The 23,768-nt window shown below is 35.7% G+C and carries 19 protein-coding genes and 1 riboswitch; of the genes, 9 read left to right on the forward strand and 10 right to left on the reverse strand.

Annotation, left to right across the window (positions count from 1 at the left end; all coding sequences use genetic code 11):
- Window positions 1-2: 2 nt before the first annotated feature.
- From GYY69_RS07710 to GYY69_RS07735, 5 genes are all read right to left on the reverse strand, one after another.
- Window positions 3-695 carry a tetratricopeptide repeat protein gene (locus tag GYY69_RS07710; protein ID WP_174797150.1) on the reverse strand — a complete coding sequence of 231 codons (693 nt, stop codon included), beginning with the start codon at window positions 693-695 and terminating at the stop codon, window positions 3-5.
- Between the two features lie 192 nt (window positions 696-887).
- On the reverse strand, window positions 888-1,109 hold the full coding sequence (locus GYY69_RS13115) for a tetratricopeptide repeat protein (protein WP_446718893.1): 222 nt from the start codon (window positions 1,107-1,109) through the stop codon (window positions 888-890).
- Window positions 1,106-1,249 carry a hypothetical protein gene (locus GYY69_RS07725; RefSeq protein ID WP_174797152.1) on the reverse strand — a complete coding sequence of 48 codons (144 nt, stop codon included), beginning with the start codon at window positions 1,247-1,249 and terminating at the stop codon, window positions 1,106-1,108. Before GYY69_RS07725 ends, GYY69_RS13115 begins: the two co-directional genes overlap by 4 nt.
- A gap of 172 nt (window positions 1,250-1,421) precedes the next feature.
- On the reverse strand, window positions 1,422-2,303 hold the full coding sequence (locus tag GYY69_RS07730; RefSeq protein WP_174797153.1) for a DMT family transporter: 882 nt from the start codon (window positions 2,301-2,303) through the stop codon (window positions 1,422-1,424).
- An 11-nt stretch (window positions 2,304-2,314) separates the two neighbouring features.
- On the reverse strand, window positions 2,315-3,181 hold the full coding sequence (locus GYY69_RS07735) for a YicC/YloC family endoribonuclease (protein ID WP_174797154.1): 867 nt from the start codon (window positions 3,179-3,181) through the stop codon (window positions 2,315-2,317).
- 159 nt (window positions 3,182-3,340) lie between these two features.
- On the opposite strand from GYY69_RS07735, the gene rph reads away from it, so the two are divergent.
- From rph to GYY69_RS07770, 7 genes are all read left to right on the forward strand, one after another.
- Window positions 3,341-4,057, forward strand: coding sequence for a ribonuclease PH (gene rph / locus GYY69_RS07740; RefSeq protein WP_174797155.1), 717 nt, complete (start codon window positions 3,341-3,343; stop codon window positions 4,055-4,057).
- A gap of 13 nt (window positions 4,058-4,070) precedes the next feature.
- On the forward strand, window positions 4,071-4,718 hold the full coding sequence (gene pyrE, locus GYY69_RS07745; protein ID WP_174797156.1) for an orotate phosphoribosyltransferase: 648 nt from the start codon (window positions 4,071-4,073) through the stop codon (window positions 4,716-4,718).
- Between the two features lie 312 nt (window positions 4,719-5,030).
- Complete coding sequence (locus GYY69_RS07750; RefSeq protein ID WP_174797157.1) at window positions 5,031-6,128, forward strand: lactate oxidase; 1,098 nt, start codon at window positions 5,031-5,033, stop codon at window positions 6,126-6,128.
- A gap of 1,245 nt (window positions 6,129-7,373) precedes the next feature.
- Entirely contained in the window at window positions 7,374-8,915 is a 1,542-nt protein-coding gene (locus GYY69_RS07755; RefSeq protein ID WP_174797194.1) for a type I restriction-modification system subunit M, read from the forward strand.
- Complete coding sequence (locus tag GYY69_RS07760; protein WP_174797158.1) at window positions 8,912-10,054, forward strand: restriction endonuclease subunit S; 1,143 nt, start codon at window positions 8,912-8,914, stop codon at window positions 10,052-10,054. Before GYY69_RS07755 ends, GYY69_RS07760 begins: the two co-directional genes overlap by 4 nt.
- Before the next feature lie 20 nt (window positions 10,055-10,074).
- Window positions 10,075-11,175, forward strand: coding sequence for an anticodon nuclease (locus GYY69_RS07765; protein WP_174797159.1), 1,101 nt, complete (start codon window positions 10,075-10,077; stop codon window positions 11,173-11,175).
- Between the two features lie 12 nt (window positions 11,176-11,187).
- Window positions 11,188-14,289 (forward strand): type I restriction endonuclease subunit R, encoded by a 3,102-nt coding sequence (locus GYY69_RS07770; protein ID WP_174797160.1) that lies wholly within the window; start codon window positions 11,188-11,190, stop codon window positions 14,287-14,289.
- An 85-nt stretch (window positions 14,290-14,374) separates the two neighbouring features.
- Here GYY69_RS07770 and GYY69_RS07775 read toward each other — a convergent pair whose 3' ends face one another.
- A complete protein-coding gene (locus tag GYY69_RS07775) occupies window positions 14,375-15,079 on the reverse strand; it encodes a GntR family transcriptional regulator (RefSeq protein ID WP_174797161.1) in 705 nt (234 codons plus the stop codon).
- Window positions 15,080-15,255: 176 nt separating this feature from the next.
- Here GYY69_RS07775 and GYY69_RS07780 point away from each other — a divergent pair, with 176 nt between their 5' ends.
- Window positions 15,256-17,145 carry a glucose PTS transporter subunit IIA gene (locus GYY69_RS07780; protein ID WP_174797162.1) on the forward strand — a complete coding sequence of 630 codons (1,890 nt, stop codon included), beginning with the start codon at window positions 15,256-15,258 and terminating at the stop codon, window positions 17,143-17,145.
- 13 nt (window positions 17,146-17,158) lie between these two features.
- Window positions 17,159-18,598 carry a 6-phospho-beta-glucosidase gene (locus tag GYY69_RS07785; RefSeq protein WP_174797163.1) on the forward strand — a complete coding sequence of 480 codons (1,440 nt, stop codon included), beginning with the start codon at window positions 17,159-17,161 and terminating at the stop codon, window positions 18,596-18,598.
- A 78-nt stretch (window positions 18,599-18,676) separates the two neighbouring features.
- Here the strand turns inward: GYY69_RS07785 and dinB are convergent, their stop codons facing one another.
- From dinB to thiB, 4 genes are all read right to left on the reverse strand, one after another.
- Entirely contained in the window at window positions 18,677-19,732 is a 1,056-nt protein-coding gene (gene dinB / locus GYY69_RS07790) for a DNA polymerase IV (protein ID WP_174797164.1), read from the reverse strand.
- 596 nt (window positions 19,733-20,328) lie between these two features.
- Entirely contained in the window at window positions 20,329-21,030 is a 702-nt protein-coding gene (gene thiQ, locus GYY69_RS07795; protein ID WP_174797165.1) for a thiamine ABC transporter ATP-binding protein ThiQ, read from the reverse strand.
- On the reverse strand, window positions 21,008-22,585 hold the full coding sequence (gene thiP, locus GYY69_RS07800; RefSeq protein ID WP_174797166.1) for a thiamine/thiamine pyrophosphate ABC transporter permease: 1,578 nt from the start codon (window positions 22,583-22,585) through the stop codon (window positions 21,008-21,010). The genes thiQ and thiP overlap by 23 nt, the downstream gene beginning before the upstream one ends.
- A gap of 14 nt (window positions 22,586-22,599) precedes the next feature.
- A complete protein-coding gene (gene thiB / locus GYY69_RS07805; protein WP_174797167.1) occupies window positions 22,600-23,595 on the reverse strand; it encodes a thiamine ABC transporter substrate binding subunit in 996 nt (331 codons plus the stop codon).
- A 39-nt stretch (window positions 23,596-23,634) separates the two neighbouring features.
- Window positions 23,635-23,743: riboswitch (TPP riboswitch) on the reverse strand.
- Window positions 23,744-23,768: the final 25 nt, after the last annotated feature.

Below are 23,768 nucleotides of genomic sequence, written 5' to 3' on the forward strand. Positions count from 1 at the left end.
CTTTAGTTACAAAGTGGATGATTAACTCCGTTTTTACAAGCTTTTTCGATCCATTCCATGGCTTTTTTATGATCTTTTTTTACAACTTGACCATTTTCATACATGACACCCAAATTAAATTGTGCTTGTGGCACACCTTGTATAGCGGCTTTTTCGAGCCATTCTTTTGCTGTAACTATATCTTTTTTTACACCCTCGCCTTGTAAATACATAATAGCTAAATTATATTGCGCATTGGCAAGACCTTGTTTCGCAGATTTTTCAAATAGTTCTCTGGCTTTAGACACATCTTTTTCTACTCCTCGCCCTTCACTGTATAAGATACCTAAATTATATTGAGCGTGATCATCATCTTGAGCGGCTGCCTTTTCGTACCACTCTTTCGCTTTTACATAATCTTGCTCAACACCAGTACCATAATCGTAATAAACACCTAAATTAGATTGAGCACTCGCATAACCTTGAGCAGCTGATTTTTCATACCATTCCCTTGCTTTAGCATAGTCTTGTTCGACTCCTTCGCCGCGATCATATCGAACACCCAAATCATACTGCGCTTTTGCATCTTTTTTTTCGGTTGCCATTTTCATCACTTCATCAAATGGTAAGTCTTTTAGCGAAGTTTTATCGGTATCAGCATTAGCAAAGCCAGCTAAAAGTAGAAATAGTAAGCCTGTAGTTAATAGCTTTTTCATTATTTTTTCCTCTTATTGTAATATTTATTATATTGTTGTGGTTAATGTTTTAATTTATCAAAATAATTATAATTTAACAAATATCAAAAATATCTGTTTTTATTGATGCGTAAGACAAAATTAAGACTTCATAAGCTTAATTACATTTAACCAAATTTTATTGGGCTTACTGGCTGGGGGTGGATTTAGTTTTTACTCGCCAATTATTTCCTCACTTTGGTAAGCTTTAACAATCCATTCTTCGGCTTTTTGATGATCTTTTACCATACCATCACCATATCTATACATGTATCCCAAATAAAATTGAGCTTGAGCTAAACCCTGTATTGTAGCTTTTTCAAACCATTTTCTTGCTTTGATATAATTTTTTTGACACCTACACCATAATAATAGCGAATGCCCAAATCGTATCAGGCTTTTGCATCATTGGAGTCTGTAGCCAATTTAATGGCATCATCAATTGGTAAGTTTTTTAGTGAGGTATTATTGGTGTCAGCATTGGCAAAACCAGCTAAAAAAAGAATTAGTAACCCGTTGATTAATAATTTTTTCAAACTTTTATCTTTTATCATAATATTGGCATATTGATATTACCATTGTGTTTTTTAGTTTAAATTTTATCAATACCCGTTTAATTTAAAAATAAGTAGAGAATATTTTTTAACGATGAGTAATAAAAAATGAGAAGTGTAATGCCTAGCTTGCGTATCCTTGTTTTTTGATAACTTACTTGTTTATATCAATCGTTATTAAAGCAAGACAAATAAGAATAAATAAAATACCGATACACCCCATTAAAGGCAATGTTTCGCCTACTACCAAAATTGCTAAAACTGCCGCTATTACAGGCTCAAGCAGAGTGATAGTTGTTGCGGTACTAGCAGATATTTTTGATAAGCCAAATCCATAACAAAGGTATCCTACAAACATAGGAACTAATGCCATGTATATACAAACTGAAATATTCGTTAATGAATCAAATACACCAAAACCAGTGAGCACCATGATGGGTATTAATAATACGCCTCCACATCCAAAAGTTGCTCCCATGGCTGACTTAGTTGATATTCCTTTCAACATTAACTGACGCGCTGACCAAGAGTATAAAGCATAAGTAAATCCAGCAATTAAACCAAGTAAAACACCAATGATGATGTGATTATTTTGAACGGTTATTGAATTATTTTCTGAAAACGACAGTAGTATCATTCCTAAAATGCCAAACGTTGCGCCAATTAGCCAGCGTTTAGTTAAGCGAAAGTCACCGTTCACATATTCAATTATAGCCGAGAGAATCGGCGCCGATCCAATAGATACAACCGTACCAATTGTCACGCCCGATAATCGCATTGAGGAATAAAAAGCTAAAGGATAAATCATTACGGCAATGGCACCGACAATAAGAAAATAGCTATACTGGATTAACAAATCACGCTCTTTGATGATTTTAGGGACAGCTAAAACACACTGCAAAATCCCACCAATCCCCATTGCAACGGCTCCAATAAACAATGAAGAAAGTGAGGGAGCAAACGTGGCTACAGTGCCGGTTGTCCCCCACAAAATAGAAGCTAATACAACCGCTAGACTACCAAGATATCTACTCATTAATCAAGTCATTATTCAATGTTTTGTACTTGCTCTCTAATTTGTTCAATGAGTACTTTAAGTTCGATTGCACTCGCTGTCACATCCGAATTAATTGATTTAGAGGCTATAGTATTCGACTCCCGATTAAATTCTTGCATCATAAAATCCAACCTACGACCTATAGCTTCGTTTTTCTTTAAGATTGAGTAAGTTTCTTTAACATGCGTCATTAAACGATCAAGCTCTTCGGCAACATCAATTCGCTGTGCAACCATCACTATTTCTTGTTCTAGGCGGGAATGATCAAGTTCAATATTAGCTTCAGCCAATTTGCTACTTAAGCGATCTTTTTGCCATTCAAGTATTTGAGGCATACAATTGCGAATTTTATCGACTTCGACGGTAATGGCTTCTAAACGTTTAACAATTAAATCACTAAGTGCTTTACCTTCACGCTCACGGACCGCTATAAACTCATCGATAGCTGAATCAAGCAGGGTTAGGATTTCTTGTGATATGCTGTCAAGATTTTGTTCTTTGGCTGATAGTACACCCGGCCAACGCAGCACATCAATAGGGTTGATTTGACCTGATTGATGCGTTGTTTGAATCCAGTTAGCAGCATTTAAAATTTGCTTGGCAAGCTCTTTATTTAACGACAATTCTTGATTCTGCGCTGCAGGATCTAACTCGAAGCGTAAATTACATTCAATTTTACCGCGAGTTAAACGCTTACGCAGTCGTTCACGTATCATTGGTTCAAGTGAGCGAAACTGCTCTGGCAGGCGAATATAGGTTTCTAAATAGCGTTGGTTAACAGAACGCAGTTCCCACGAGGCAGTTCCCCACGGTTGATTTATCTCTTTTCGTGAATAGGCAGTCATGCTGGAAATCATAATAGCTTCCTAAATTTGTAAAAAACTTACTGGGCATTGTACCACATATTCTGTATAATACGCTCTTAGCTTAGGCTAAACATCAACCTTATCTTGTTGATGTCCTCCTAAATAATTATTTCAAAAAGATATTTTTAATTGTAACAGCTGGAGAATTGCATGCGCCCGTCTGGTCGATCTGCGGAACAAGTCCGCCCAATCAAAATAACCCGTCATTATACTAAGCATGCAGAAGGTTCTGTATTAGTTGAGTTTGGTGAAACTAAAGTACTGTGTAATGCCACTGTTGATGAAAGTGTGCCACGTTTTTTAAAAGGTCAAAATCAAGGTTGGGTAACAGCTGAATATGGCATGCTACCGCGTGCAACTCATTCACGAACCCAGCGCGAAGCGGCTAAAGGTAAACAAACTGGTCGCACTATGGAAATTCAACGCCTTATTGCCCGTTCACTACGTGCCATGATTGACCTTAAATTATTAGGCGAATACACCATCACGTTAGATTGCGATGTCATTCAAGCCGATGGTGGCACTCGAACGGCATCAATTACTGGTGCTTGTGTGGCGCTTAATGATGCAATCAACAAAATGGTTGCAGAAGGTAAAATAAAGAAAAATCCAATTAAATCATTGGTTGCTGCTGTTTCTGTCGGCATTGTCGATGGTCAAGCGGTCTGTGATTTAGAATACATAGAAGATTCAAATGCACAAACCGATATGAATGTTGTGATGACTGACGATGGACGTATGATTGAAGTGCAAGGTACTGCCGAAGGCGAACCATTTAGTCATGACGAATTATTAAAACTGTTAGCGCTAGCAAAAAATGGCATCGCAACAATTATTGATGCTCAAAAACAGGCCTTAAACGATTAATTGGAGAAAATCGATGAAATCATATAAAAGTGAATTTATTGAATTTGCTTTAAATAGGCAAGCATTAAAATTTGGTGAATTCACCTTAAAATCAGGACGCAAAAGTCCCTATTTTTTTAATGCAGGATTGTTTAATACCGGTAAAGATCTAGCTTTATTAGGTCGTTTTTACGCAGCTGCACTCATGGATGCCAACTTAGAATACGATGTTATTTTTGGCCCAGCTTATAAAGGTATTCCTATTGTTTCATCAACCGTTGTTGCACTCTCTGAACATCATAATATCGATGTGCCTTATTGCTTTAACCGCAAAGAAGCCAAAGACCATGGTGAAGGTGGTAACTTAGTAGGTAGTTCGATCTATCAGCAACGCGTTATGCTGGTTGATGATGTTATTACCGCCGGTACCGCAATTCGGGAATCGATGAGAATATTAGAAGATAACCAATCAAAACTGGCTGGTGTGCTCATCTGCCTAGACCGTCAAGAAAAAGGTCGTGGTGAACTATCCGCAATTCAAGAAATAAAACAAACCTATCATTGTAATGTTATTTCAATTATTACGCTTGATGATTTGATCCAATACCTCTACAAAGATCCAGCTCGAAAAGATCAAGTAGTACAAGTTGAGGCTTATCGGGCTGAATATGGGATAAAATAAGCTATCAGTATTTGAATATACAATGGCAATATATAATTATTGAAAAACCTCGAATAATATCGAGGTTTATTTTTTTGTTTAACAAAAAATAAGCTTTTTATTGCATCCCTTTACAGCAAACTAAAAAATCCAAATAACTGCATTGCTATTTTCTTTATATTTCAGGCTATGATCTGTACTTAAAAAAGCTTCTACAAAGATGAATATAAAAAAGTGCTATTTTGTCAAAAATGATTTTTATTTAATTTTAAATAAAAAATAGCTGTGATATAACCGTACTGTTGTATTAACTATCATAATTAGGAGCGAATCATGTCATACCATACAAGTAATGAAGAACACGCTATAGAGATCGTTAATATTGCTTCCTTAGAAGCATTAGTTAAAGCAAGAATGGAGGCTGGGGCTTTCGGTTATATCCGCGGTGGTGCCGAAGATGAATGGACAATGCGAGAAAATACCTTATCGTTTAATCGAAAAAAAATTATTCCTCGAGTATTACAAGGTATTGATCACGCAGATTTATCAACAAAATTTTGGGATATCCCCTTAAAAACACCCATTATTCAAGCACCATCAGCTGCCCAAGGATTGGCTCATGAGCAAGGCGAAAAAGACACCGCTAAAGGCGTCGCTGCGGCTGGTTCTATTTTCTGTATTAGCACTTATGCCAATACATCTATTGAAGATGCCGCAAATGCCGCGCCCAATGTACCGTATTTTTTTCAACTCTATATGAGTAAAGATGATAATTTTAATCGTTTTATTATCGATAAAGCCGTTAAAGCAGGCGCAAAAGCAATCATTCTAACAGTTGATTCAACGTTAGGCGGTTATCGCGAAGAGGATATTGTTAATAAATTTCAATTTCCACTCCCTATGAAAAATCTCAGTGCTTACAGTCAATCAAACGGCAATGGTGATGGTTCAGGTAAAGGCATTAGTGAAATTTATGCCGCAGCAAAACAAGGTATCGTTCCTTCTGATATTCAAAAAATTAAAGATATGGCAAATTTACCTGTTATTGTAAAAGGAATTCAATCACCTGAAGATGCATCAATTGCAATAGCAGCCGGAGCTGATGCGATTTGGATATCAAATCATGGTGGGCGACAATTAGATGGCGCTCCCGCTTCATTTGAGGTATTGCCTAGTATTGCAGCTACTGTTGCCAAACGTGTTCCAATCATTTTTGACAGCGGTGTACGACGTGGCGAACATGTATTTAAAGCATTGGCAAGTGGCGCTGATCTTGTTGCTATTGGACGCCCTATTCTTTATGGTCTGAATTTAGGTGGAGCTGAGGGAGTAAAATCAGTCTTTGATCATCTTAACAAAGAACTGTCTATTACCATGCAATTAGCTGGCACAAAAACGATCGAAGATATTAAAAATACCCTATTAATTTAATGGTAGAAATTACTTGCTTCGGTTACAGTAGTAACAAAAGCGACTGTAATGAATATATATAAAACAAAACTAACGCCATATCACCAACAAGTGTTATGGCGATGATATAAAAAAATAACCGTCATTGATTTGGCTAAACGTATTATGAACCGTTGCTATCCAGCCATTGATTAACGCCCAAAGACCTCATAAAACATCAACTAACATGATTCCCATTGCATATACAACACAAAAAACAAGCAGCGTAATTTTTTACTAAGTTGTATACTCATTATGAAGTATTTACACAACTGTTACGTTTTAAGCTATATTTTTGTAAAAAATATTCAGGAGTCTATACCGTTTCGTGATGAGTTAAAACTGCCTACACGGCAGTGAACATTAAAAGCTGAAAAGAAGGTTAAATTGATTGTTTCTAAACTGCCTACACGGCATTGAACCACGATTAAATGCGCCGTTCATCCATTCTAATTTTCTAAACTGCCTACTCGGCATTGAACGATAGATCTAAAAATTTTAAATTAGTAGCCGTTTTCTAAACTGCCTACTCGGCATTGAACTCCTGCGTATGTATTTGTACTTGGGTCATTGATTTCTAAACTGCCTACTCGGCATTGAACTAGAAGTTAATATACTATCAATATTGTATGTAAAAAGGCAAACAACTATTTATGTTTTAAAAACCCTTTTTTGAGGTTAGTTTTTAATTATTTGATTTTATTTATTTTTAAAATATGGCAAAAAAAAGGGTTCTGTTTTTTAGTTTTTGACTGTGTCATGACTTAGTACTACCCAAACCTAATCCCCCCAAAAAAAAACAATTTGCTTAGTTTTTTAATAAAAGCCCTAAAAATAGCGTTAAGCGTTTTCGGATTCAGATTTGATCTATCTATAAATAGAAAAATAGCCTATATCAATTAACTTCTCTTCTATCTTTCTTAAAAGATATTGAATGATGTTCATCAACAACTTTCAAGCAACAATAGAATGAAGAAGCGCGACCAGCTCAATTTTTGGGATAGATGAAAAATCAGAAAATAATTAGGGTTGGATTTATCATCCTTAATAAAGCAAATAAAAGCTCGCAGATAGAAAATTAACAACAAATCAGCTATGATATAACACCTATAACAGTTAGCGATAAAATGCCTAATAAGAAAGTAAAAATCGGTTACTTTCTTATTAGGCAATACCTATTTTTTATTTAGGAATTTTGAAAATATGACTTCTAATAACACCCAATCAATGTCCGGAACGCAACAACGCGATCAACTACAACGCCAAATATGGAAAATTGCCGACGAGGTTCGTGGTGCTGTCGATGGTTGGGATTTTAAGCAATATGTTTTAGGTTCATTATTTTACCGATTTATTAGTGAAAATTTTGCTAATTATATTGAAGGTGGTGAAGAAGATATCGATTACAGCACATTATCCGATGATGTCATTACCGATGAAGTTAAAAAAGACGCAATAAAAACCAAAGGCTATTTTATTTATCCTAGCCAATTATTTTGTAAAATTGTAGCTCAAGCCAATACCAATTCAAGTTTAAATACTGATTTGGCCAATATTTTTAATGCGATTGAAAGCTCAGCTAATGGTTACCCGTCAGAAAGCGATATTAAAGGATTATTTGCCGATTTTGATACCACCAGTAACCGATTAGGTAATACTGTTGCCGATAAAAACAAACGGTTAGCGGCGGTACTTAATGGTGTTGCCGAACTGGATTTTGGTGATTTTGCAGACAATCAAATCGATCTGTTTGGCGATGCTTATGAGTTTTTGATCTCTAATTATGCCTCTAATGCTGGTAAATCTGGTGGTGAATTTTTTACGCCACCGAATGTATCGAAATTGATCTCACAATTAGCCTTACACAAGCAAACGAAGGTCAATAAAATCTATGACCCAGCCGCAGGTTCGGGCTCTTTATTGTTACAAGCGAAAAAACAGTTTGATGAGCATATTATTGAGGATGGATTCTTTGGTCAAGAGATTAATCACACCACCTATAACCTTGCTCGAATGAATATGTTTTTACACAATATCAACTATGATAAATTCGAAATTGCTTTAGGCGACACGTTACTTAATCCAAAGTTTGGCGACGAAAAACCATTTGATGCAATCGTTTCTAATCCACCCTATTCAATTAAGTGGATTGGTAGTGATGATCCAACCTTAATTAATGATGACCGATACGCACCTGCTGGCGTACTAGCACCAAAATCGAAAGCCGATTTTGCCTTTATTATGCATGCATTAAGTTACCTGTCCGAGTGTGGGCGAGCCGCGATTGTTACCTTTCCGGGGATATTTTATCGTGGTGGTGCGGAACAAAAAATTCGCAAATATTTGGTCGATAATGATTTTGTTGAAACCGTAATTTCGCTGGCACCAAATTTATTTTATGGAACATCAATTGCGGTTAATATTTTGGTGCTGGCTAAAAATAAAACCATCAAAACGACACAATTTATTGATGCCAGCAAACTGTTTAAAAAAGAGACCAATAATAATGTGCTCACTGATGAACATATTCAAGAAATTATGCAAGTATTTGATAGCAAGCAAGATATCGAATATTTTGCCAAATCAGTTGATAATCAAACCATTGCGCAAAATGACTATAATCTATCAGTCAGTTCGTATATTGAAGCCGAAGATACCCGTGAAGTGATTGATATCACCCAGCTTAATGCCGAAATAAAAGATACAGTAGCTAAAATTGATAGCTTACGTTGCCAAATTGATGCAATTGTGGCGGAGATTGAGGGATGATTAAGAGTTGCAATATAACTGAGTTGCTGAAAGGTGTTGAGGTTGAGTGGAAGAATTTGGATGAAGTAACAAATTATGAACAACCTACCAAATATCTTGTCACATCAACAAATTACAATGATGAATACAAAACACCTGTTTTGACGGCAGGTAAAACTTTCATTTTAGGTTATACGAATGAGATAGCTGGAATTTATGCAGGAAAAAATAATCCAGTTATCATTTTTGATGATTTTACAACCGCAAATAAATGGGTTAATTTTGATTTCAAAATTAAGTCGTCAGCAATGAAAATCATCAGTTCAGCTGATGAAGAAAAATATCATTTAAAATATATTTATTATTGGATGAATACACTTCCAAATGAAAATATAGATAATGATCATAAAAGACAATGGATTAGTAATTATGCTAATAAAAAGATTCCAGTACCTCCATTTTCGATTCAAACCGAAATCGTCGGTATTTTAGACACATTTACAGCCCTCACAGCAGAGCTCACAGCAGAGCTCACCACACGCAAAAAACAATACAACTATTATCGGGATAAATTGTTGACCTTTAAAGAAGATGAGGTTGAGTGGAAATCTTTAGGTGAAATTCTTCATCGAACTAAAGGCACAAAAATTACTGCATCTAAAATGAAAGAAATTCATAAAAATAATGCACCATTAAAGATTTTTGCTGGTGGTAAAACATTTGCTTTAGTCAATTTTGACGATATACCTGAAAAAGATATCAATCGAGAACCATCTGTTATTGTAAAATCTCGCGGTATCATTGAATTTGAATATTACGATAAACCATTTTCACATAAAAACGAAATGTGGTCATACCATTCTAAAGATGGGAATATTAATATCAAATATGTTTACTATTTTTTGAAAACTAAAGAGTTACATTTTCAAAACATTGGCAGCAAAATGCAAATGCCACAAATAGCTACGCCAGATACGGATAAATTTATTATACCAATTCCATCGCTCAGTATTCAAAACAGAATTGTCGAAATCTTAGATAAATTCGATGCGCTTACCAATTCAATCACTGAGGGTTTACCGCGTGAGATTGCATTACGCCAAAAACAATATGAATATTATCGGAATTTATTATTAGACTTTCCGAAAGTGCAAGAATAATAAGATAGAGTTATAAAAAAATGAATGCCACATTAAGGAATATTGCTGAAAAGCTGGATAAAAACAATAGAAAAGTCCAATTAATCTATGCCTTTAACGGCACTGGTAAAACACGTTTATCTCAAACCTTTAAGAATTTAATTATATCGCAACGTAAAGATGATAAAGAGAATAATGCAGCCTTAACAAGGCACAATATCCTGTACTATAATGCTTTTACTGAGGATTTATTTGCTTGGAATAATGATAAACACCAAGAGGGTGAACATCAATTAATCATACAACCTAACTCATTTACTGACTGGATTTTAAAAGACCAAGGACAAGACCAAAATATTGTTCGTTACTTTCAATCTTATACTCATCAAAGATTACTGCCGCATTTCAATGAGGATTTTTCTGCTATTACTTTTTCGCTAGCAGGGGATAATAATCAGCGTATTGATAATATTAAAATCTCTAAAGGCGAAGAAAACAATTTAATTTGGAGTCTTTTTTTCACGCTGATTAACTTAGTTATTGCAGAACGCAATATTACTGACAAAAGCGAACGCTCGACTAATGAATTTGACCATTTACGCTATATTTTTATTGATGATCCCGTCAGTTCATTAGACGAAAATCATCTTATCCAATTGGCAGTAGATATTGCCCAATTAATCAAATCTTGTGAATCTGATATTAAATTTATTATTACGACCCATAACCCGCTGTTTTATAATGTGCTTTATAATGAATTAGGTTTAAAAAATGGTTATATTTTAAGACGATTTGAGGACGGTAAATTTGCATTAGAAGATAAAAAAGGCGATTCAAATCACTGTTTTTCTTATCATCTTTATTTAAAAGATATTTTACAACAAGCCATTCGCGAACAAAAAATTGAAAAATATCATTTTACCCTATTACGTAACTTATATGAAAAAACCGCCGGTTTTTTAGGCTATCCGCAATGGTCAGAATTATTGCCTGACGATAAACAAGTTTATTTAACACGAATTATCAATTTTACGAGTCATTCAAAATTATCCAATGAAATGATTCCTGAACCTTCCGAGCCTGAAAAGCAGATTGTTGCCTTTTTACTTAATCATTTACTCGAAAATTATAATTTTAAATAGCTGGAATAGAATATGACGACTTATACAAAACCAATTGCCGAAACCAATAGCTACATTATTTTAGATAACTACAACAAGCTTGAAGAGACGGCAGCTGTTTATCAGACTGAAACGGATTTAGAAAACGAATTTATTCATGATTTAAATCGACAAGGCTATGAATATTTACCTAATTTAAACACGCATGCAAAGTTATTAGCCAATATTCGCGAGCAGTTGCAAACACTGAACAAAATGCAATTTACTGATGATGAATGGCGACGTTTTGTATTAGAGTATTTAGATAAACCCAATGAATCGATGATCGATAAAAGTCGCAAAATCCACCACGATCATATTTATGATTTTGTTTTTGATGATGGTCATATTCAAAATATCAAGCTGTTAGATAAAAAAGATGTCACCAATAATAAATTACAAGTTATCCGTCAATTTCAGCAAACTGGCAATTATGCAAATCGTTATGATGTGACGATTTTAGTGAATGGCTTGCCCCTTGTGCAAGTTGAATTAAAAAAGCGGGGTATTGCCATTCGTGAAGCCTTTAACCAAGTGCATCGTTACAGTAAAGAGAGTTTTAATCAAGACAATTCACTGTTTAAATATTTACAACTGTTTGTTATCTCAAATGGCACCGACACCCGCTATTTTGCTAACACCACTAAGCGCGATAAAAACAGCTTTGATTTTACAATGAATTGGGCAAATGTTAAAAATGAACCGATAAAAGATCTAAAAGACTTTACTGCTACCTTTTTTGCCAGCCGAACGCTGTTAAATGTGTTACTGACTTATTCGGTGCTTGATGTGAATGACACATTGTTAATTATGCGCCCTTACCAAATTGCCGCCACCGAGCGAATATTGTGGCAAATCATTAGCGCTTATCATGCCAAAAAGTGGAGTAGCTTACAAAGTGGCGGTTTTATTTGGCACACAACAGGATCAGGCAAAACATTAACCAGTTTTAAAACGGCGCGGTTAGCCACCGAACTGGAATTTATTGATAAAGTCTTTTTTGTGGTGGATCGTAAAGATCTGGATTATCAAACCATGAAAGAGTATCAAAAATTTTCAAAAGATAGTGTCAATGGCTCAAATAGTACCGCTGGGCTTAAACGCAATATTGAGAAAACCGATAATAAAATTATTGTCACAACGATTCAAAAGCTTAATAATTTAATGAAAAGCGACGATAGTTTGGCAATCTATGATAAACATGTGGTATTTATTTTTGACGAAGCGCACCGCTCTCAGTTTGGCGAAGCGCAAAAAAACTTAAAGCGTAAATTTAAAAAGTATTACCAATTTGGTTTTACTGGCACGCCGATTATGTTTGATAACGCGCAAGGAACACAAACCACGGCAGATGTTTTTGGTCGTGAACTGCACGCTTATGTATTAACCGATGCAATTCGTGACGAAAAGGTACTAAAATTTAAAGTTGACTATAATGATGTGCGCCCTAATTTTAAATCGATAGAGCAAGAACAAAATCTTGAAAAACTTAGCGCTGCTGAAAATAAAAAAGCACTACTCCACCCAAACCGTATTGAGCAAATCACACAATATATTTTGAATAATTTTAAACAAAAAACCCACCGCTTAATGGGCAAAGGTAAAGGGTTTAATGCCATGTTTGCAGTAAGTAGTGTCGATGCGGCTAAACTCTATTATGAATCATTCAAAAAATTACAAAAAAATGCCAATCAGCCATTAAAAATAGCCACGATATTTTCTTATTCTGCCAATGAAGAGCAAGATGCACAGGGTAATTTTGCCGATGAAAGTTTTGAAACCGATGCCTTAAATCAAAGTGCCAAAGAGTTTTTAGCTGCTGCGATAGCAGATTATAATCAGATGTTTAAAACTAACTTTGATGTTAGTTGCGATCAATTTCAAAACTATTATCGTGATCTGTCTTTAAAAGTAAAAAATCAAGAAGTCGATCTATTAATTGTCGTTGGCATGTTCTTAACTGGCTTTGATGCGCCAACGCTCAATACGTTATTTGTCGATAAAAACCTGCGATACCATGGATTAATTCAAGCCTTTTCACGCACCAATCGTATCTATAATGCCACTAAAACCTTTGGCAATATTGTGGCGTTCCGTGATTTAGAACAAGCCACCATTGATGCGATAAAAACATTTGGTAAAAGTAATACTCGTGAAGTGGTGTTAGAAAAAAGCTTTAAGGAATACATGGAAGGTTTTACTGATAAAAGTTCAGGTGAATTACACCATGGCTATTTAGCTATCGTTGCCGAATTGCAAGACAAATTCCCACGTCCTGACGAAATTATTACCGACAAAGATAAAAAAGCGTTTGTTAAATTATTTGGCGAATACTTGCGTGCTGACAATGTGTTGCAAAATTATGATGAATTTGTTGCATTAAAAGATTTCCAACAATTAGATATGACTGATGAGCAAGCGGTTTTAGCGTTTAAAAACAAGCATTATGTGACTGATGAAGATCTGCAAAAAATGCAAGCAGTTAAACTACCAACTGACCGCGCAATTCAAAATTATCGTTCAACTTATAATGATATTCGTGATTGGCTACGCCGAGAAAAAGAAGCCAATCAACAAGATCAGCAAAGATTTGACTGGGATGATGTGGTTTTCGAAATTGATCTATTAAAATCGCAAGAGATCAATCTGGATTATATTCTTGAGTTAATTTATGAACAAAATAAGCAAGAAAAAACCAAACAAGACATTGTCGAAGATGCTCAACGATTAATTCGATCGAGTTTAGAAAATCGCGCTAAAGAGGAGCTAGTTGTCGAATTTATAAAACAAACCGATCTTGATGCTATTCCAGATAAAGCCTCGATTATTGATGTGTTTTTCTTATATGCACAGCAAGAGTTACAGGTAGAACTAAATACCTTAATTGAAGAAGAAAATTTAAACGAAGCAGCCACAAAACGCTATATTGCCTCGTCGTTAAAGCGAGAGTATGCAACTGAAAATGGCACAGAGCTGAACGAGATTCTACCTAAAATGAGTCCACTTAATCCTCAATATTTAATTAAAAAGAGCCGTGTTTTTGAAAAAATCGCCGCATTGGTTGAAAAATTTAAGGGCGTTGGTGGTAAAATTTAATTGTTAACAGTTAAATTCGCTAATAATTAAAGGAAGATGAATGATCGACTTCCTATTCATCTTCCTAATAACTCATCACTCAAACTTACTTTGAGTGATTTTGTATACAAAATCTTGCATGTTCATAATGATAAATGATTTTTGAAAAATCAAAAGGTTCACCAGACGAGGTATAAAATATTTCTTCAACACAAAGTGCTGGCTCTCCCGCTTGCAGTCCTAAATATTGCGCCATTTCAGCATCAAGCTTTATCACTTGCATATATTTATCAGAAAAACCAATATTAATATTATAATTTTCTTGAATATAATTGAAAATTGAATTTTCAACGATCTCTTTATTTAAATAACAAATTAACTTTTTGCGATAATACGATTGCTCTAAGCCATATAATTTACCTTCAACGTAACGTAGTCGTTTAATAAAATAAACTTCTTCCTGATCATCACATTGTAGATTCTCTTTCACTTTGGAACAGGGCTTGATAATATCGACATTAAAAACTGTCGATGAACCATAAACATCTTCTAAATCAACGGTAAAACCATGACTTTGTAAAAAATTGAGGTAACCTCTTTTTTTGCGTTCACGAACAAAAATGCCACTGCCTTGCACTTGATAAATAACGCCTTGTCGTTCCAGACAATTGAGCGCTTTAATAATTGTGCTACGACTTACCTGATACTGATTAATCAATCCTTCAATATTGGCAAGTTGAGTGCCTTTAGCTAATTGCTGCTGATAGATCGTCTGTTTAATTTTTTTGGCAACATCTTGATATTTAATCATTTATATATCTTTTTATTGAGTAAGTAATTTAACTATTATTTTATACAGATTAGGTTAACTTTTAAATTAAATGATATAAAAAGTCGATCTAGATCACAAACAATATAATTGGTCATTAACAATTTTGAAATTGTCTATAAGATAACCTTACTAAATTGCTTTTAGGAGTATTATGGATGTCATCAAAAATTAGAGATTATAACAAACTAGCCGTTGATATTTTAAATGAGTTAGGCGGTGAAAAGAATATTGTCACCGTTTCTCGCTGTGCAACGCGTCTTCGCCTTGTTACCCAACATACACCAGATCACGCAAAAGAAAACATTGCTAAATTGCCGGGCGTGATTACCGTTGTTGAAAAAGGTGGACAAATCCAAGTGGTTATTGGTACGCATGTTGATAAAGTTTATAACGCTTTTACTCAACTAGTTAATATTGATAACAAAATTGAAGCCGGAAATGATAGCAATATATTAAATCGCATCATTGCAACCATGTCTGCCGTATTTGCCCCTTTTGTTTATATTTTAGCGGCATCTGGGATTTTGCAAGGCATCTTGATTTTACTTAAATTGGCATGCCCTGAATTAGAAAAAACTGGCACCTTTGAGGTATTCAATTTCATCTCTTGGGCCCCTTTTGTCTTTTTACCTATCTTTATTGCCATTACCGCTTCACAGCATTTCCGTTGCAACCTTTATATCGCAGTTGCTTGCTGTGCAGCGCTGTTATCGCCGACATGGACTGAGTTTGCAAAACTAATAAGCGAGGGGCAAGAAATTGATCTATTTGGCATTGCGCTATCGAAAACCACCTATGCCTCAACTGTTTTACCACCGCTATTTTTAGTTTGGCTACTCTCTTATTTAGAACGCTTCTTAGAACCTCGCCTGCACAGCATTATAAAACCGGTTCTATTGCCATTATTTAGTCTTGTCATTATGGTACCTTTAACATTACTTGTTGTTGGTCCATTAACCGCAAATGGTGCACAATACATTGCCAATGGCTATAATTGGTTTGTCAGTCTAGCACCTTCAATAGCTGGTGGGATTATCGGAGCCGTTTGGCAAGTCTTTGTTATTTTTGGCGTGCATTGGGGGATCACACCTGTTATCGTTGAAAACTTTAAACAGTATGGTCAAGACTCTTTCCAAGCGTTTCAAACCATTGCCGTTATTGGTCAAGTCGGGGCAGCATTTGGTTTTTATTTAAAAACCAAAACACAAGAGATGAAAGGCATTTCGTTATCCGCTTTTATCACTGGCTTATTTGGTATAACCGAACCTGCTATTTATGGCGTTAACTTACGTTTTAAAAAGCCATTTATTTATGGTTGTATCTCGGCTGCTTGTGGTGGTATTGTGGCTGGATTTGTTGCACCTCACTATGTTGCTTACGCTGGTTTGCCAGGCCCTTTAACTATCGTCAATGCGATTAGCCCTAATAATCCAGATTCATTTACTGGTGTCTTAATTGGTGCGCTTATTGCTTTTTTTGGACCTGTAGTTTTGATCCAAATTTTGGGCACTGGCGAAACCATACAAGATACAGTTAATAACCAAGAGATTATCAATAACCAAGATGATAATCCTAAAATTCTTCTTGATGAAGTTGATATTACCAGTCCAATGACAGGACATGCTTTACCACTAAGTGAAGTGCCCGATCCTGCTTTTTCACAAAAACTGATGGGCGAAGGGATTGCAATTGAACCTACTGATAATCACGTTTATGCACCTTTTGATGCCGAGGTAACTGCGGTATTTGAAAATTCTAAACATGCCATTGGGTTAACATTAGATAACGGCGTTGAGTTACTAATTCATGTGGGGATTGATACGGTTAATTTGACTAATAACGAGTTTGCATATCACGTTGAATTACACCAAAAAGTGAAAAAAGGTGATTTACTCATCAGCTTCAATCCTGAGGCAATTAAGCAAGCGGGTTACCCGTTAATCACTCCAATTATTATTGTTAATACCGATCAATACCAATTCATTTCATTAACTGATAAAACAGAAGTGACCGTTGATGATATCATATTTAAAATTAAGCAATAACAAGGAATCAAAAATGACTAAAAAACCATTTTTATGGGGCGGTGCTTTAGCCGCTCACCAATTTGAAGGTGGCTGGAACGAAGGCGGTAAAGGACCAAGCGTGGTTGATGTTATGACCGCAGGCGCTCATGGCGTTGCAAGACAAATCACCCAAGATATCGAAGCGGGTAAATTTTATCCAAATCATACCGCGATTGATTTCTATCATCATTATAAAGACGATATCAAACTTTTTGCCGAATTAGGTCTTAAATGTTTACGCACCTCAATCGCCTGGACTCGAATTTTTCCAAAAGGTGATGAGCTTGAACCAAACGAAGAAGGACTTCGCTTTTATGATAACGTTTTTGATGAGTTAATTGCTCACGGTATTGAACCTGTTATCACCTTATCGCATTTTGAAATGCCGTTACATATTGCTCGCCAGTATGGTGGTTTCAGAAACCGTAAAACAGTTGAATTTTTTGAACGTTTTGCCACTGCGTGTTTTGAGCGTTATAAAAATAAAGTCAAATACTGGATGACATTTAACGAAATCAATAATCAAATGGACACCAGTAACCCTATCTTCTTTTGGACGAACTCGGGCGTACAAGTTAAGCCGGGTGAAAATCCGCAAGAAGTCCTGTATCAAGTTGCTCACTATGAACTATTAGCCAGTGCTAAGGCTGTGATTGCTGGTAAAAAAATCAATCCAGATTTTCAAATTGGTTGTATGGTGTCACATGTGCCAATTTATCCATATTCTTGTAACCCTGAAGATATGATGGCATCAGAAATTGCTATGCATCAACGCTTCTTCTTCCCTGATGTTCACGTTCGTGGTTATTACCCTGCTTATGCTTTGAAAGAGTTTGAGCGTGAAGGCTATAAGCTAGATATCACCGAAGAAGATTTAGTTTATTTGAAAAAAGGTACGGTTGATTACATTGGTTTTAGCTACTATATGTCAACCGTTGTGAAAGCGGATGCCAAAAATGACAATCGCGATAACATCGTTAACGGTGCACTACCTAATGCGGTTGAAAATCCTTATATCAAAAGCAGTGATTGGGGCTGGCCAATTGACCCTGAAGGTTTACGTTATACACTCAATCGTTTGTATGATCGTTATCAATTACCACTATTTATTGTGGAAAATGGTTTTGGAGCAATTGATGAACTTGAAAACGGCAATCAAGTGCACGACAAACCACGTATTGAATATCTAGGTGCACACATTAAAGCCATGCAAACCGCCATGGATTATGATGGCGTTGATGTGATTGGCTATACCGCATGGGGAATTATTGATGTCGTATCATTCACCACTGGCGAAATGAAAAAACGTTATGGCGTGATTTATGTTGACCGTGACAATGCTGGTAACGGTAGCATGAAGCGTTATAAAAAAGATTCTTTTGAATGGTATAAACAAGTGATTAGCACCAACGGTGCAAGTTTAAAATCATAATTATCAGTTAACAGAAATTTTATTAAGAGGATGCGTTTAGGTTTTGCCTGCATCCTCATTTTTTATGACGAAAAAGACCTAAAACGGAAAAATTAACTGTTTTTCAACTTGTGGATCAATTAACGTTACATGAAAACCAATTAACCGAACACCGCGACCATTACGCCGTTCTAACCAAACTTTATGTGCTTGTTCAATCAAATCGGCTTTATCTAATTTAGACCATACATGCTCTTGTGTTGTCAGCTGAAAATCGTCAAATTTAAATTTGACACCTTGCCGAGCAATCGACAGGTCAGCACGCACTTTACTTAATCGTTTTTCCATTTCTTCAAATAATGGTTCAAACTGCAATAAACATTCATCCCAACTATGAATATCATCTGTTAAGGTGCGCTCGACCCCAACCGACTTACGTTGCCTGTCGTTACACACTTCGCGATCATCAATACCTTGACATCGTTCATGCAATATTCGCCCAAATTTCCCAAATTGGTTAAGCAATTTAGTCACATCATAATTAACGACATCGTTACATGTAAACAGCCCTAATTGGGCGAGTTTTTTTTCAGTGACTTTACCCACTCCCGGAATTTTTTTTAGGGGAAGCCGCTCAATAAAGCTATCGACTTCATCGGGTGTTATCACATATTGACCATTAGGTTTGTTCATATCTGAAGCTATTTTGGCAAGAAACTTAAGGGGAGCAACACCCGCTGATGCCGTTAATTCAAGTTCGTTGTAAATAGCGTGACGGATATCTTGAGCAATTAAGGTAGCAGATCCATAGCAGAGCTTGCAATCAGTCACATCAAGGTAAGCCTCGTCGAGCGATAGTGCCTCGATAGATTCAGTATAGCGCCTAAAAATTTGGTGGATCTGTTTTGACACTTCTTTATATACCGCATGCCTACCGGGTATAATTTTAAGATTAGGGCACAGTTTAATAGCTTGTGCCATTGACATAGCACTGTGTATACCATATTGACGAGCTAAATAATTGGCAGTAGCAACCACACCGCGTTTACGCGGATCGCCCCCCACCGCAATAGGCAGATTGCGATAACGGGGATTGTCTCTCATTTCAACGGCGGCATAAAAACAATCCATATCCACATGAATAATTTTTCGCATAAACGGTTTTACAACACTTAAAATACAACTGTATAAATATACAATACCATAACTTAAACTGTTGTGTAAATAATCTTTGCGGTTACTTAGCCAATTTATCGAAATCAATTAAACCATTTTTATCATAAGGGTCACCAATCGAGCGCGTTGATTGATGATAATTAGGATTAACAATGCTTTTTCAGAAAAATATAAGTTATCGCTTAACCCTGCTAAATCAGACCATGTGTGAATCAAATCTTGCGTACTAAATTTGCGATCCACATAATGTTGATAATGATTCGGATGCGTTGCCTTCCATATTGGTGATTGCAAAGCATAAATGGCATCATATATATCGTTTTAAATGGTACTTTATATTTTGTGTAAATATTAATCGCTGTTATTATTGGCAATTGCAAATCATATACGTTTAAGAGGGTAATAAAATCTTATACTTTAAGCTTTTTAATTTAAAGATCAAAACTATTAATAACTCAGTATTAATAAACATGTCTGCAAATTAAATCATGATTTCTTCGATTAATCGGTGTTTTTTAAAGCATTACAGACGAATAGACAAAGCGCTTTATTTAGTGTTTAAATCTCACTTTTTATTAAAAATTAAAACCCAATATTTTCGCAATGCGATTATTTTCTGGTTGTTTTAACTCTGTTGGCATCCCGTTAAAAACAATCTGCCCATTATCCACGACCAAACAACGCGAAAAATAACTGAGCGAATCATCAAGATAATGCGATACCATCATTAAGGTTAAACTAAATTTATCACAAATTTGATTAACTAATGCTAACATTTCATAACGTAGAGCTTGATCAAGCGCTGAAAAAGGCTCATCCAATAATAAAATAGGCCGATGTTGAATTAAACAACGCGCAAGTGCCACTCGCTGCCGTTGCCCACCTGATAACTGTTCTGGATATCGTTTGCCAAATCCATCCAGTCCCACTTGAATTAAAATGTCACAAATAGTCTGTTGCTCAGTTACCGTTAACTTTAATGATGGTTTAAGCCCTAAAGCGATGTTTTGTTCAACGGTTAAGTGACTAAATAAATTGTTATCTTGAAACAACATTGATACAGGGCGTTTGCCAGGAAGTAAGTTATTTGCGTATTGTTTATTAAGAATGATATCGCCCGATTTTGGATGAATAAATCCAGCAATTAAATTTAATAAAGTACTTTTACCTGCACCACTAGGCCCAACAATAACGACGCGTTCTTTTGCTGCTATCTCAATATCAAAATGTACTTTAAAATTATCATATTGATAATTAATGTGATTCAGTTCGATCATAATCTATCACAACCAACAAACTAAAAGATAATATTAACAATAATGCAGCAGTTACGGTACTTTCTTGATAATAATAATGCGATATTTGCTCATATAAATAGTAGGGTAACGTAATGACTGACTGCCCACCAAATAACGCAATAATACCAAAATCACCTAACGATAATATGGCTGAAAAAGCAAAGCTCTGAATGATTAATTTTTTTAGCGCTTTGTATTCGATCAAATAAAAATGCAACAAACCATCAATATTTAGTGATTGACTTAATTGCCAGTAACGTGATGTCACATCATACATTGGCGCTGCAAGATTTTTTAATAAAAAGGGCAATGCCATAAAACCATTACACAACATAATTAAGCCACACACAAGCACAGAACTATACGCGTACGGAAATAACATTAAAAACATACCTGACGCTAGTGCCATACTAGGAATAATTAAAATCAGCGATCCAACCAACATTAATCGATTGCTCCACTGTGTTTGCTGATTAATCAATAGGCGGCTGTTGGTATAAAGTAATAATAAAGCAAGTAGCATAGCAATCATTGCCGATCCCAAAGCAATTAATACCGAAAACATAACAGCATGTTGAAAAGTGGCCGTTAAAAATGACCATTTAAAAAAATAAATCCCTTCAATAAGTATCGTAATGATGGGTAAAACAATAAATAGCCCACCAATAATAATAATCACCATACTCAACAACACTAAGTGAAACGAAACTGGCACACAATAATTTTGCCTAACGTAGTTCACACTAAGTCTTTTATTATAATTTGTTTTTTGCATCAACCGCATAAAACTAACGCAACAAACTAACTGCAAACAGGCTAAAAATACAGCTTGCATCAAATCAAACTCACGAATAGATTGATAAATAGCCACTTCAATTGTGGAATATTTTGGTCCACCTCCAAGCGTTAATACTATGGCAAAACTTGAAAAACAAAGCATAAAAATAAGCGATGCCATCGGGAACAATTGCCGACGTAGTAGTGGCCATTCAACCAATTTAAAATAAGTAAAACTCGAAAAATTTAACTGCGTCGCTAACTGTTTGTGTGCGACAGGTACGTTATTTAACGTTTGGTAAAATAAACAACAAGCATACGGAAAATTAAGAAACACATGCGCAAGTAATATACCTTTCAAGCCATAAATAGAGGTAATAAATGGCAATCCCAAATAATCGAAAACCTCAGCCAATAAGCCATGTTTCCCATAAACAGACAATAACCCCGTCACAACAACGAGTGTGGGTAAAATAAAGGTAATAAGCATTATGCGTAACAATAACCGTTTACCCCAAAAATTGACCATTGATAAAGCTTTCGCCATTACTATTGCCGATAAAATAGATAATAATGTCGATAGTGTTGCTTGAAATACTGTTATCCAAATCAAATGCATTAAATAACTATCAAAATAGACAGTTAAATTATTTGACTGGATAGCGACCAAGAAAAGTGCACATAGCGCTGTGCCTAATACAATTAAGATGAAGCTTGCAGCGCTAAAACCAGGAAGTAATGTTCTTAATTTCAACATTAGGCTAAATAAAACTACTTACTAATGGTGGATTTCCATTCACGTACCCACGCTTTTTGATTCTGTTCAACTTGCTTGGCATCAAACTCAAGTGCTTTATTGACTGGCTTAATTTGCTGAAAAGCTTCGGGTAATGGAATGTTAATAATCGGATACATGAAATTTTTTTCAGCAAATTGGCGCTGTACCTCAGGGGTTAATAAATATCGCAAAAATGAACGTGCAAGCTCCGGTTGCTGACTGTACTTAGTGATGCCCGCAACTTCGACTTGGCGGTAATGGCCTTCATCAAAAATAGCCGCAGCATAACGATGATCATTATCATTCATAATATGCGCAACAGGTGAAGTGCTATAACTAAGCACAAAATCGGCCTCACCTTTCAAAAATAAACCATAAGATTCGCTCCAACCTTTGGTCACAGTCACAGTATTGTTAGCTATTTTTTGCCAAGCAGATGCTGCATCATTACCGTATATCTTCTTCACCCAAAATAATAAACCTAACCCTGGGGTGCTGGTTCTTGGATCTTCATAAATAATATTCCAGTTGGCTTGATTATCAACTAGCTCATGCATACTCCGTGGTGGATGATTGATTTTTTGTTGATTATAAATAAATGCAAAATAACCAAAATCATAAGGCATAAAATCACTATCCCACCAATCGGTATTTAAATTATTGGGCTTACTAATTTGATGAGGAATAACAATACCCGCCTGTTTGGCTTGATCTAAAAGGTTATTGTCTAACCCTAAGATCACATCGGCATTGGTTCTATCACCCTCAAGGCGAATTCGATTTAAAACCGCTACGCCATCGCCTAATGCAACAATTTCAAGTTGGCAATCGCACTGCGCTTCAAACCCCTTTTCAATCTCTTGCCCAGGCCCCCACTCTGAAATAAAAGAGTTATAACTATAAACCGTTAAGGTAGGCTTTACATCAGCAGCATTTGCCATGAAAGGAATAGAAAAGACCAAAAATAATAACAATTTTTTACAAAACATTTTGCCTCCAAAATAGCCAAAAAAGACAAAAGGTTTGAGCAAGTACAATAACTCAAATCCCTCCGCTGGCATGATCCAGTTCAGGTTCGACGGGTTACGTTAGTCTATCTAACATTCTCAGCCCTACTGGGCACCCCGTTGAGAACATGGGCTAGTGTAGTGGTTGGAATAAG

The organism is Gilliamella sp. ESL0250, assembly GCF_013345045.1.
In the GTDB taxonomy this organism is placed as follows: domain Bacteria; phylum Pseudomonadota; class Gammaproteobacteria; order Enterobacterales; family Orbaceae; genus Gilliamella; species Gilliamella apicola_H.

Excerpts from the sequence above, each read along its gene's own strand:
- GYY69_RS07710 (WP_174797150.1), bottom strand. The coding sequence starts at position 695 with ATGAAAAAGCTATTAACTACAGGCTTACTATTTCTACTTTTAGCTGGC.
- GYY69_RS07730 (WP_174797153.1), bottom strand. The coding sequence starts at position 2,303 with ATGAGTAGATATCTTGGTAGTCTAGCGGTTGTATTAGCTTCTATTTTG.
- GYY69_RS07735 (WP_174797154.1), bottom strand. The coding sequence starts at position 3,181 with ATGATTTCCAGCATGACTGCCTATTCACGAAAAGAGATAAATCAACCG.
- rph (WP_174797155.1), top strand. The coding sequence starts at position 3,341 with ATGCGCCCGTCTGGTCGATCTGCGGAACAAGTCCGCCCAATCAAAATA.
- pyrE (WP_174797156.1), top strand. The coding sequence starts at position 4,071 with ATGAAATCATATAAAAGTGAATTTATTGAATTTGCTTTAAATAGGCAA.
- GYY69_RS07750 (WP_174797157.1), top strand. The coding sequence starts at position 5,031 with ATGTCATACCATACAAGTAATGAAGAACACGCTATAGAGATCGTTAAT.
- GYY69_RS07755 (WP_174797194.1), top strand. The coding sequence starts at position 7,374 with ATGTCCGGAACGCAACAACGCGATCAACTACAACGCCAAATATGGAAA.
- GYY69_RS07760 (WP_174797158.1), top strand. The coding sequence starts at position 8,912 with ATGATTAAGAGTTGCAATATAACTGAGTTGCTGAAAGGTGTTGAGGTT.
- GYY69_RS07765 (WP_174797159.1), top strand. The coding sequence starts at position 10,075 with ATGAATGCCACATTAAGGAATATTGCTGAAAAGCTGGATAAAAACAAT.
- GYY69_RS07770 (WP_174797160.1), top strand. The coding sequence starts at position 11,188 with ATGACGACTTATACAAAACCAATTGCCGAAACCAATAGCTACATTATT.
- GYY69_RS07775 (WP_174797161.1), bottom strand. The coding sequence starts at position 15,079 with ATGATTAAATATCAAGATGTTGCCAAAAAAATTAAACAGACGATCTAT.
- GYY69_RS07780 (WP_174797162.1), top strand. The coding sequence starts at position 15,256 with ATGTCATCAAAAATTAGAGATTATAACAAACTAGCCGTTGATATTTTA.
- GYY69_RS07785 (WP_174797163.1), top strand. The coding sequence starts at position 17,159 with ATGACTAAAAAACCATTTTTATGGGGCGGTGCTTTAGCCGCTCACCAA.
- dinB (WP_174797164.1), bottom strand. The coding sequence starts at position 19,732 with ATGCGAAAAATTATTCATGTGGATATGGATTGTTTTTATGCCGCCGTT.
- thiQ (WP_174797165.1), bottom strand. The coding sequence starts at position 21,030 with ATGATCGAACTGAATCACATTAATTATCAATATGATAATTTTAAAGTA.
- thiP (WP_174797166.1), bottom strand. The coding sequence starts at position 22,585 with ATGTTGAAATTAAGAACATTACTTCCTGGTTTTAGCGCTGCAAGCTTC.
- thiB (WP_174797167.1), bottom strand. The coding sequence starts at position 23,595 with ATGTTTTGTAAAAAATTGTTATTATTTTTGGTCTTTTCTATTCCTTTC.